The following is a 10,513-nucleotide window of genomic DNA, read 5'->3' as shown; positions in this document are numbered from 1 at the left end:
AGATGATAAAAATGATTAAATTTCAAGAAGCCGTGATCCAGACGCATATACAGTCGGACGGCTATCAGACTCATTACCGGCTTTGGGGTCAATCGAAAGGAGGCGACGTGATTGTTCTTTTGCACGGCGGTATCAGTCACTCTGCGTGGCAGGCACCCCTCGGCGAGGGGATAGTCTCGAAATCGGAGATCTCTTTCATCGCGGTCGATCGCCGTGGTTCCGGCCTTAACTTGGTGAACCGCGGTCACCTGCCGTCCAAAGAGCGAGAGATTGAGGATATGGTTTCGTTTATTCGCTCGCTTCAGGGTTCCTATACCCGCATCCACTTGGCAGGCTGGTGTTTCGGCGCTCAAGTAGCTACAATCGTCGCATCGGTTCTGGAGGCGGAAGGCATCTTATCGTCCTTCCTGATGATCGCTCCGGGCTTTGCATTCCAAGAGCGCTACAGTGACGTTTTGAGATTGACGAAGTATGCGATGACCGAGGTTCTCAAAGAATTTGATTTGAACCCGGTACCGACTCATGCGTTCATGCCGGTCCCGCTTCAGCCGACTGACTTTACGGACCAAGTAGATTGGCATGACTTTGTCGTGAAAGACGACCTTCGTCTGTGGAAGGTCACGGAGAGTACGTATAAGGTCTGGTCCGAACTGGCAGACTGGTCGCTTCTCGCGTTGTCTGAGATCAGCAAACTGCCGGTGCTTGCGGTCTTTGGGAGCAAAGAGCGCTTGGTAGATAACGACTGTGTGAAGCAAATGGTGCAAGAGCGTGTGAAATCGCCGGTCATCCAGATGGAAACGTTGGAGACAGGTCACGCGGTGCAGTTCGACGAGCCTGAGAAGCTGGCAGAGATCGTCACGAGCTTCGTTACGAGTGTCCGGCGATGACGGCGAGTTTTCGGATTGCACTGCGTGATCTGACGCTCATGCTGGCCAGCATGATCACGATCATTGGTACAACGGCGATCGCACCGAGCCTTCCGCAGATGGCCGACTATTTCGGGGATAACCCGAATGGCGACTTTCTGGTCCGGATTACGCTGTCGATTCCTGCGCTTTCGGCGGGAATGTTTGGCCCGTTGACGGGATTCGTGGTAGACCGTTGGGGCCGAAAGAGGGTCTTTGTCGCAGCGTTGGTTTTGTATGGGATCTCAGGGATTTCAGGATTTTTCCTGACGTCCCTCTCGTTGATCCTGATCACCCGCTTTATCTTGGGAATCTCGGTAGTGGCTCTCACTACGAGTGCGACCGCGCTCATCGGCGACTACGCACATGATTCCAAGTTGGCTACCTCCATGGGTCGGCAGTCGCTGTTCATGGCTTTTGGCAACGTGCTCTTTGTCTCTCTGAGCGGAGTGCTTGCAGACTTCAACTGGCGGTGGCCATTCTTAATCTACGCCGTTTCATTCCTGATCCTGCCGACCGCGATCTGGCTCATCACCGAGACGCGCACGACTCGATCTGGGGATGGGGGAACTTCGCAAGTTGAGACGAATGTGCAGATGCCAAAAGCTCGGACAGCGTTTGTCTGTATCATCACGTTCGTCAATATGGTCGTTTACTTCATGGTTCCAGTGTACCTTCCGTTCTACGTGCAGTCGTTTTCTGATGGTAACAGCATGAAAGCTGGAGGGCTGTTGGCTGTTGTGGGGTTGAGTTGGGGGATCGTGTCCTCTCAATATCATCGTCTTAAAAATAGACTCACGTTTCAGCGAATCACTATGCTCGCACTCTCGCTGGTTGTCGCCGCTTATGTGCTGTTGTCGATTGCGACTGGTTACTATGTCATGATCGTGGCGCTCATGATGATCGGAGTGGGACTTGGCACAATTCTACCGAATTTGAATGCTTGGTTGCTATCCTTTGTGCCAGCTGCGCTCAAAGGGCGTGCGATCGGGACGATGATGCTCTTTTCTTTCATGGGACAGTTTTTCTCCCCGGTGATCACAGAGCCGCTGACCACGGCAGTCGGTATTTCTCGCAGCTATCTCTTGACCGGAATGTTGCTCGTCCCTCTTGTGGTAGCATCCGGCTTGTATGAGCTTCAACAGAGACGTCTGCGATTAAGAAAATTCGAAAGGAGCAAAGCTCATGTCGACCAATGAACGAATCAAATTTAAAAACCCTGAGACCATGCCCCCGACGTTTGGCTACACCCACGTAGTGGAAGCTAGAAACGCTCGGACCATCTATATATCTGGACAGGTGCCTCTGAATAAGGAAGGCCTATTGGTAGGGGCGGGGGATCTGAACGCACAAACTCGACAGGTCTTCGAAAATATCAAATCCGCATTGAACGCTGCTGAGGTCAGCTTTGATGATGTGGTGAAATTGACCTTTTTCTTGACCGATATAGTTCAGATGCAGACGGTACGGGTAATTCGAGATCAGTACATTAATACAGTGAATCCGCCAGCGAGTTCTGTAGTTGAAGTTAGAAAGCTCATCCAAGAGGACATATTGATTGAGATTGAAGCAATTGCGGTTGGGAACTAGCAGATACGATTAACTGAAAGCGAACTTAGGAGCATTGGCTGCTTTAAAGAGAAGATTAAGACTTGTACGATCACCAAGAAAAACGGTAAGTATTCATGTTCAAGAACCATCATCTCGCTAAAAGAATTGCGGGATGATGGACGGAGTATTTTCGTTCGGTTCGTACGATCTTGAGGTGATTAAATAGCAAAAAAATAAAAGCATTAATAAACGTCTAATATGGGTGGTTTTTAATGCTTTTATTAAAACTGGAGAACCTTTGAATGTCCAGTATTGATATAAATGACATACCAGGGCAAGTGGCAATAACACGGGATGATGTTATAACGATAAGAACGGCGAAAGAACGATGGATTAAAAGTCGCCCAGGCAGCTCTCCAGGGTGGAACGAAGGTGAAGATTCAACTTTGGAGCGATTAATCTGGTACGAATTTTTAAAATGAACACAAGACACCTCTTGTACTGGAATCAACTGACGTTCAAGAAATTTTGGGTATTGGAAGAAGACAGACCTATGAGCTTCTGAAGGACCCGCCTTTCCCAGTTCAGCGTCTGGGAGGGAGGAAAGTAATTAAAGTATCGAGGGATGCTTTTTTTCGATGGCTTGAGGGTGAATAATAGTATGACAATTCTTAGTACAGTAATAACAGATGTAGCACTTGTGTTTTTAAAACAGTGGTGGTAATATTACCGTTAAGTTGGACCCTTATTTAAATGGTCAAGTGCAGCAAGACTTTAAGCATTCATAGGGGTTGACAGGTCACCATAGGAATCTAATAAAATAGTTGTATATCCTTCAGGGCAGGGTGAAATTCCCTACCGGCGGTGATGATTCGGATGACGCGTAAGCGGCATGCGAAAGACAAGTCCGCTACCCGGAACGCGCTTGCTGCGCGGACGGTGGACCCGGTGAGATTCCGGGACCGACAGTATAGTCTGGATGGAAGAAGGAGAGAACGCCGCTTGCTCTTGTCTAACAAGGCAGGCCCAATGAAATGGTTTCCGCTATTATGTGCGATAATTCACAAGAACTTGATGTTCGGGGACTTGTTCGTATATTATTGTGGATGCTTTCACACTCTCAAACTGCCCATTCAAGGCTCCTCGAAGGAGTATTGGATGGGTTTTTTAGATTTATGACAATTGACGATGTGCAGGGGATCGGAGGTTAGACATGAATGTAATGAATGACGAGTTCTATATGTCGCTTGCGCTCGACATGGCTGAACGGGCTCAGGGGCAGACGGGAATTAATCCGGTTGTCGGCTGCGTCGTCGTTAAAGACGGGGCGGTAATCGGCCTGGGAACCCATCTCAAGCGGGGAACGGGCCATGCGGAGGTGCATGCGCTGAATATGGCGGCCGGACAGGCGGCGGGAAGCACCGCTTATGTAACGCTGGAGCCCTGCAGTCATTACGGCAAGACGCCCCCGTGCAGCGAGCGGCTGATTGCCGAAGGCGTGGCAAGGGTCGTCATTGCTTGCGAGGACCCGAATCCGCAGGTCGCCGGACGCGGAATTGCGATGCTCCGGGAGGCGGGGATCGAAGTGGAGGTCGGGCTGCTGCGCGAACGCGCCCTGCGGCTCAATGAGAAGTTCATCAAATATATTTTGACGAAGCGGCCTTTTGTCACATTGAAAAGCGCCAGTACGCTGGACGGCAAAATTGCCACGCGGACCGGCGACAGCAAGTGGATTTCGAACGAGGCGGCGCGGGGCATCGTACATACGATGAGGCATCGTCATCAGGGCATCATGGTTGGCGTAGGTACGGTCATTGCCGACAACCCCTCGCTCACAACCCGGACCGAGGTTCCGGGCATCAATCCAGTGCGGATCATTATCGATTCGAATCTCCGCACGCCGCTTGAATCGTCGGTTGTGACTGACAAGCAGGCGCAGACGATTATTGTTGCGGCGGAAACCGCCGATGCCGGGAGGGAAGAAGCGCTGACGGCGGCCGGGGTGCAGGTGCTGCGCTGCGGCGCAGGACCGCAAGTGGACCTGAATGCCGCCATGTCCAGGCTCGGCGAACTGGAGATCGGTTCCATCCTGCTGGAAGGCGGAGGTCAGTTGAACGGGGCGATGCTGGAGCAGGGGCTTGTAGACCGTGTGGTGCTCTTTTTCGCTCCGAAGATTGTCGGAGGCGGCTCCAAGGCGCCGGCCGCGTTTTCTTTTGACGGGGTGGAGCTGATGAGAAATGCCATTACGCTGCGGGGAGTGGAAGTCGAGGTTCTCGGAGATAATGTGTGCATCAGCGGCACACCCGAGCCAGCATAGAAGGAGGGGGAAGCAGGATGTTTACAGGATTGATCGAAGAAGTCGGCGTGCTGCGCGGTGTTTCCTCAGGCGGCGAGGTGATGGTGCTGCATATTAATGCTTCCGTCATCATGGACGATCTCAAAATCGGCGACAGCGTGTCGGTCAACGGGGTCTGTCTGACGGCGACCTCGATAAGCGATCACGGCTTTTCCGCCGATGTCATGCCCCAGACCTACCGCAACAGCACGCTTAAGGAACTGCGGACCGGCAGCCGGATCAATCTCGAGCGGGCGATGTCGGCCGGCGGGCGCTTCGGCGGGCATATCGTGCAGGGCCATGTCGACGGAACGGGAACGATCCGAGGCGTAAAGCGCGATCAGAACGCCGTTGTATTCGAGATTGCGCCGGGCCGCGCGTCGCTGTTCAAATTCATTATTCCAAAAGGCTCAATCACGATTGACGGCATCAGCCTGACGGTGGCGGGTACGGCGGCTTCATCGTTCACCGTGTCCATTATCCCGCATACACTCGGCGAAACCGTGCTTGCCGACAAGAGGGCCGGAGATCATGTCAACATCGAATGCGACGTGCTGGGTAAGTATGTGGATCATCTGCTCCGCTACGGCTCCTCCCCGCAGAATGAAGAGGATGAGGAAGAGGCACAGAGCTCCCGTATCAGCAGCGAATTTTTGGCGGCGAACGGTTTTTTATAAGATTCCGAAAGTATACAGCGAACCAGGAGGTCAAGGAAATGAGCCAATATAATAATGAATATATTCGCCTGGACCCGATTGAAGAAGCCATCTACGATTTGATGCGCGGCAAGGTTGTTATCGTTGTCGATGACGAAGACCGCGAGAATGAAGGTGACTTTATCGCATTGGCGGAACGGGCGACGCCGGAAGTGATCAACTTCATGATTACCGAAGGACGCGGGCTTGTCTGCCTGCCGATTACGGCGGAGCGGGCGGCGGAACTGGATCTGAAGCCGATGGTCAGCCAAAATACCGATTTTCACGGGACGGCCTTCACCGTATCGATCGACCATAAGGATACGACGACCGGCATCTCGGCCTATGAGCGGTCGCTGACCGCCAAGGCGATTATGGACCCGAAAGCCGGTCCGGCGGATTTCCGCAGACCTGGGCATATGTTCCCGCTGATCGCCAAAAAGGGCGGCGTGCTGCGCCGAAGCGGCCATACCGAGGCCGCCGTGGATCTGGCCCGTATGTGCGGCGCCTATCCCGCAGCGGTGATTTGCGAGGTCGTCAAGGAAGACGGCACGATGGCCCGTCTCCCCGATCTGCATGAAATTGCCAGGAAGCATGATCTGAAGCTTATCAGCATCGCGGACCTGATCCATTACCGCAATGAGAAGGAGAAGCTGGTCACCCGTGAAGTGTCGATACGTCTGCCCACCGATTTCGGTGAATTCCAGACCATTGCCTATACGAACGAGGTGGATGATAAAGAGCATGTCGCTCTCGTTAAAGGGGATATTTCCGGAGACGAGCCGGTGCTGGTCCGCGTGCATTCGGAATGCCTTACCGGCGATGTCTTCCATTCCCACCGCTGCGATTGCGGTCCGCAGTTCGAAGCGGCGCTGCGCCAGATCGAAGCCGCAGGCAAAGGCGTTCTGCTCTACATGCGCCAGGAAGGCCGGGGCATCGGCTTGATCAACAAGCTGCGGGCGTATAAGCTTCAGGAACAGGGTCTCGACACGGTTGATGCGAATCTGGAGCTTGGTTTCCCGGCGGATTTGCGTGATTACGGAATCGGCGCGCAGATCCTAAAGGATTTGGGCGTTCGCCGGATCAAGCTGATGACGAATAACCCGCGCAAAATCAAAGGTCTGGAAGGTTACGGCCTTGAAGTTGTGGAGCGCGTGCCGATCCAGATGCCGGAGAACGAAGACAATACGAATTATTTGCACACGAAGCAGTCGAAGCTCGGCCACCTGTTGAATTTCGACGATATTGAGCAGAACGAAAGCTCCAAGGCGTAAAGCCGATATTCAAATTCAGGCAAGCAAAATTTTTAACATAAGCTGACTAATATATGGAAGGGTTGTTGATGAGTATGCCGCAGATTTTTGAAGGACATTTAGTTTCCGAAGGTTTAAAGTACGGGATTGTAGTGGGACGTTTCAATGAGTTTATTACGAGTAAGCTGCTGTCCGGGGCGCTCGACGCATTCAAGCGTCACGGTGTTAAGGATGATGAAATCTCCGTAGCCTGGGTGCCGGGAGTGTTCGAAATTCCGCTGATTGCGCAAAAAATGGCCGAAAGCGGCAAATACGACGCAGTCGTTACGCTGGGCACTGTAATCCGCGGTTCCACGACCCATTACGATTACGTGTGCAACGAGGTATCCAAAGGAGTGGCCGCCATTAATCTCAAGACGGGCGTTCCGACAATCTTCGGCGTGCTGACGACCGAGAACATTGAGCAGGCCGTCGAGCGCGCCGGCACGAAAGCGGGCAACAAGGGCTGGGACGCGGCGGTGTCCGCCATTGAGATGGCGAATCTTTCCAAGCTTATTTAAAAATATAAGAATTTATAAGCTGAGGGCTTATCAATTTGCCTTATATTTCTACGAGAAACGGTGCCGTCCTAAACGGATGGAGAAGGCGTTTCTTCTTGAGGAAATGGAAATTCCGCTAGGCCGCTATTGACGAATCCGTCCAAAACGTGCTTATTTATATGTATAAGGAAGAAAGCGATCTAATCTAAATTTTAGAGTTTTCGACTTGTGTAGCGCCCTTACCCCGGGCGCTGCACTTTACTTTTTTGCGGGAGGTTGGCTCGTGACTGTATTGTACAAGCTGGAGACGTTTGAGGGCCCGCTTGATTTATTGCTGCATTTGATCGACAAAGCGGAAATCGACATCCAGGACATTCCGGTCAGCGAGATCACCGAGCAGTACATGGAATATTTGCGGAATATGCAGGAGCTTGAGCTGGAAATTACAAGCGAGTTCCTGGTGATGGCCGCGACTTTGCTATCGATTAAGAGCAAGATACTGCTGCCCAAGCCGCCAGTAATCGAGATCGATGAATTCGAATATTACGAGGAGGATGATTTCGATCCGCGGGCGGAACTGGTTCAGCGTCTCATTGAATACCGCAAAATCAAGAGCATAGCCACCCAACTGATGGACATGGAGAGCGAACGCAGCCTTATATTTACGAAGGAGCCGGAGGATTTGGCTCCCTTTGTGCCATCCCAGGTCGACAACACCCTGAAAGGTCTTCATACGGCCGATTTGATCGCCGCCTTTCGCAAGGCGCTCGGCAAGGCGGCCAGACGGTCCTCCTATGCGCGGATTACGAGAGATGAAATTTCGGTCAAAGACCGCATCCGCGATGTATCGGAGGCGCTCCGCCGGACCGGCAAGGGAGGACGGCTGCGCTTCTCGTCGCTGCTGCATGAAAGTATGGAGAGGCATGAAATCGTTGTGACCTTTCTGGCTATTCTGGAGCTGATGAAGATGAAGGCAATCTTTTGCTATCAGGAGAACTTGTTCGACGACATTGTGATGGAATGGAGAGGAGCAGAAGACTTCAATGGATTACAAGAGTCTGAAATCGATTATTGAGGGATTACTGTTTCTGGCCGGAGAGGACGGGCTGTCCGCGCGGCAAATTGCCGAGATAACGGAGCAGCGGACGGAACTGGTCGGAGGGGCAATGGAGGAGCTGCGCGAGGAGTTGGCCTCGCAGGGACGCGGCCTTCAGGTCGTGCAGATTGCCGGCAACTACCGGCTTGCGACGCTGCCGGAGCATGCGCCGTATTTTGAGCGGCTGGCGTACTCGCCTTCAAGGGCGTCTTTGTCGCAGGCGGCGCTGGAGACGTTGTCTATCGTCGCATACAGGCAGCCGATTACGCGGGTGGAGATTGAGGAGATCCGCGGGGTGAAATCCGAGCGGGCGATTCATACGCTGACCAATAAGGACCTTATTCAAGAGGTTGGCAGGGCGGAAGCTGTGGGGCGTCCAATCCTGTACGGAACGACAAAGTCTTTCCTGGAGACCTTTGGGCTCGCCAGCCTGAAGGAACTGCCGGAGCCCGCCGCACTCGAAAGCGGAGATAATCTGGAGGAAGAAACGCAGCTATTGTTCGACAAGCTCGATACCCGCCAGCTGACCATTGATGAAGTGGAGCAGTCCTAAAATGGAGTTAGAGTCATAGACGCAAATTGGTCTATGATTTTTTTATGTGAATTTTTCCAGTCTAAAAATGCCATACTAATCCAAGGATTCCTATCAAAGGTTGCTTGGAGGTTGACACGTGAAGCTATGGCTGTTAATTGGCGTCCTGCTGCTGCTGGCTGCCTTGATCTTGCTGCTCTCTTCCCGTATTCATATTCATTTCAGTCTGAACCGAACAGGCCAGAATGACCGGATCGTGATTGATATCACCGCCCTTTTCGGACTGGTTAAGCGTCATTACTCGCTTCCGGTGCTCGCATTTGAAGGATTTAAGCGCGGGCTGTATGTCAAGCTCGAAGAGAGCGGGATCGCGCCGGTGAAATCGTCGAATAAGGAAGAGGAGGATATCAGCAAGGATGACGTCATCGAATGGATGGAATATGGAAAAAAAGCGCTGCGCGCCACGCAAGGGCTGAAACGCTGGACCGCCGATACGCTGTCCCATCTGCAGATTACGAAGCTGGATTGGTCCACGAATTTTTCACTCGGTGACGCGGCGGGAACGGCCACGGCGGCCGGAGCGCTCTGGGGGCTGAAGTGGAGCTTGGTCGGCTGGGTCTCGCAGTGGGTGAAGCTGATGCGCCGTCCGCGCCTGTTCGTGGTTCCGGTGTTCGATGATGACGTGAAATTCTCCACAGAGGTCGATTGCGCCGGAAGAATATCTGCGGGCTACGCGCTGTATGCGGGATTCAGGCTGCTGATTCGGGCCATGCAGGCGGATGAAGGCATCAGACAGTGGAAGGAGCTTATCCGCGAGATCCAGTCACAGAAACGGGAAAAAAGAGCCGCATGACCCTGACGGGTTACATAGTAATGCTTCTTTCGGGGGAATATACGTTGTGAAGGAATTCTATTCCCTAGAAGCCGAAGGAGGATACCAATATGAGTGACCACCCCATTCAAGGTCTGATGCAGACCGCGATGGAAAACATTAAAGGCATGGTCGACGTCAACACCATCGTCGGCGAGCCGGTTCAGACGTCGGACGGCAGCACTATTTTGCCCATTAGTAAAGTTGCATTCGGATTTGCCGCAGGGGGCAGTGACTTCAGTGTGGAAGATGATAACAAGCAGGCGGCTGGACAGAACGGCGTGAAGCTGCTTCCGTTCGGAGGCGGCAGCGGGGGCGGAGTTTCCATCCGGCCAATCGCTTTTCTTGTCGTCAGCCAGCAAGGCGTGCATATCGTGCCGCTGGACAACCAAACTCATATTTTTGAGAAAATTATCGATGCCACCCCAGGGCTGATCGACAAAATCCAGTCGATGTTCCCCGCTCAAGGGGGACAAGGCGGCCAAGGCGGCCAAGGCGGAAACGCGACTGCACAGCAAAATACACAGCAGCCCGCACAACCGGTAACCGTAACGCAGTAACCGAAAGGAAGTTAGGCAGACTCGTCTCCGCGAACTCGCTTCATGCAGGGGTATGCCGTTAAGACCGCAGCGGCCTGCCGCAAACATAAGGATATCGCTAGCTGCGGTATCCTTTTTTGCGCATCGTGAAAGGAACGGACATACCGTTCCCGAAACAAGCATACACTTGTACAAAA

At 52.8% G+C, this 10,513-nt stretch carries 12 protein-coding genes and 1 riboswitch; all 12 genes read left to right on the top strand.

Annotation, left to right across the window (positions count from 1 at the left end; genetic code table 11):
• The first annotated feature begins 2 nt into the window (after positions 1-2).
• Positions 3-887: an alpha/beta fold hydrolase gene (locus VK70_RS13475; RefSeq protein ID WP_081754874.1), complete on the top strand. Its 885-nt coding sequence runs from the start codon at positions 3-5 to the stop codon at positions 885-887.
• A complete protein-coding gene (locus VK70_RS13470; RefSeq protein WP_025695913.1) occupies positions 884-2,104 on the top strand; it encodes an MFS transporter in 1,221 nt (406 codons plus the stop codon). Before VK70_RS13475 ends, VK70_RS13470 begins: the two co-directional genes overlap by 4 nt.
• Positions 2,091-2,495 (top strand): RidA family protein, encoded by a 405-nt coding sequence (locus VK70_RS13465; RefSeq protein WP_025695914.1) that lies wholly within the window; start codon positions 2,091-2,093, stop codon positions 2,493-2,495. Before VK70_RS13470 ends, VK70_RS13465 begins: the two co-directional genes overlap by 14 nt.
• 462 nt (positions 2,496-2,957) lie before the next feature.
• Positions 2,958-3,113, top strand: coding sequence for a helix-turn-helix domain-containing protein (locus VK70_RS27220; protein WP_081754875.1), 156 nt, complete (start codon positions 2,958-2,960; stop codon positions 3,111-3,113).
• Between the two features lie 170 nt (positions 3,114-3,283).
• A riboswitch (FMN riboswitch) is annotated at positions 3,284-3,451 on the top strand.
• A 218-nt stretch (positions 3,452-3,669) separates the two neighbouring features.
• Complete coding sequence (gene ribD, locus VK70_RS13460; RefSeq protein ID WP_046723387.1) at positions 3,670-4,773, top strand: bifunctional diaminohydroxyphosphoribosylaminopyrimidine deaminase/5-amino-6-(5-phosphoribosylamino)uracil reductase RibD; 1,104 nt, start codon at positions 3,670-3,672, stop codon at positions 4,771-4,773.
• Positions 4,774-4,790: 17 nt separating this feature from the next.
• Positions 4,791-5,468: a riboflavin synthase gene (locus VK70_RS13455; RefSeq protein ID WP_025696973.1), complete on the top strand. Its 678-nt coding sequence runs from the start codon at positions 4,791-4,793 to the stop codon at positions 5,466-5,468.
• A gap of 38 nt (positions 5,469-5,506) precedes the next feature.
• Positions 5,507-6,760, top strand: coding sequence for a bifunctional 3,4-dihydroxy-2-butanone-4-phosphate synthase/GTP cyclohydrolase II (locus tag VK70_RS13450; protein WP_025696976.1), 1,254 nt, complete (start codon positions 5,507-5,509; stop codon positions 6,758-6,760).
• Positions 6,761-6,834: 74 nt separating this feature from the next.
• Entirely contained in the window at positions 6,835-7,299 is a 465-nt protein-coding gene (ribH, locus tag VK70_RS13445; protein ID WP_025696978.1) for a 6,7-dimethyl-8-ribityllumazine synthase, read from the top strand.
• Between the two features lie 262 nt (positions 7,300-7,561).
• Positions 7,562-8,353, top strand: coding sequence for a segregation and condensation protein A (locus VK70_RS13440; protein WP_025696980.1), 792 nt, complete (start codon positions 7,562-7,564; stop codon positions 8,351-8,353).
• The gene (gene scpB / locus VK70_RS13435; RefSeq protein ID WP_025696988.1) at positions 8,322-8,927 is read left to right on the top strand and encodes an SMC-Scp complex subunit ScpB; all 606 of its coding nucleotides are present in this window, start codon (positions 8,322-8,324) and stop codon (positions 8,925-8,927) included. The genes VK70_RS13440 and scpB overlap by 32 nt, the downstream gene beginning before the upstream one ends.
• A gap of 118 nt (positions 8,928-9,045) precedes the next feature.
• Positions 9,046-9,759 (top strand): DUF2953 domain-containing protein, encoded by a 714-nt coding sequence (locus tag VK70_RS13430; RefSeq protein WP_025696982.1) that lies wholly within the window; start codon positions 9,046-9,048, stop codon positions 9,757-9,759.
• 89 nt (positions 9,760-9,848) lie between these two features.
• Complete coding sequence (ytfJ, locus tag VK70_RS13425; protein WP_025696984.1) at positions 9,849-10,337, top strand: GerW family sporulation protein; 489 nt, start codon at positions 9,849-9,851, stop codon at positions 10,335-10,337.
• Positions 10,338-10,513 lie beyond the last annotated feature (176 nt).

This window comes from Paenibacillus durus ATCC 35681, from assembly GCF_000993825.1.
Taxonomy (GTDB): domain Bacteria; phylum Bacillota; class Bacilli; order Paenibacillales; family Paenibacillaceae; genus Paenibacillus_AQ; species Paenibacillus_AQ durus_B.
Note: the sequence above shows the minus strand (reverse complement) of the source record. Positions and strands in the feature narration are given on the sequence as shown.

Excerpts from the sequence above, each read along its gene's own strand:
- VK70_RS13475 (WP_081754874.1), top strand. The coding sequence starts at position 3 with ATGATAAAAATGATTAAATTTCAAGAAGCCGTGATCCAGACGCATATA.
- VK70_RS13470 (WP_025695913.1), top strand. The coding sequence starts at position 884 with ATGACGGCGAGTTTTCGGATTGCACTGCGTGATCTGACGCTCATGCTG.
- VK70_RS13465 (WP_025695914.1), top strand. The coding sequence starts at position 2,091 with ATGTCGACCAATGAACGAATCAAATTTAAAAACCCTGAGACCATGCCC.
- ribD (WP_046723387.1), top strand. The coding sequence starts at position 3,670 with ATGAATGTAATGAATGACGAGTTCTATATGTCGCTTGCGCTCGACATG.
- VK70_RS13455 (WP_025696973.1), top strand. The coding sequence starts at position 4,791 with ATGTTTACAGGATTGATCGAAGAAGTCGGCGTGCTGCGCGGTGTTTCC.
- VK70_RS13450 (WP_025696976.1), top strand. The coding sequence starts at position 5,507 with ATGAGCCAATATAATAATGAATATATTCGCCTGGACCCGATTGAAGAA.
- ribH (WP_025696978.1), top strand. The coding sequence starts at position 6,835 with ATGCCGCAGATTTTTGAAGGACATTTAGTTTCCGAAGGTTTAAAGTAC.
- scpB (WP_025696988.1), top strand. The coding sequence starts at position 8,322 with ATGGATTACAAGAGTCTGAAATCGATTATTGAGGGATTACTGTTTCTG.
- ytfJ (WP_025696984.1), top strand. The coding sequence starts at position 9,849 with ATGAGTGACCACCCCATTCAAGGTCTGATGCAGACCGCGATGGAAAAC.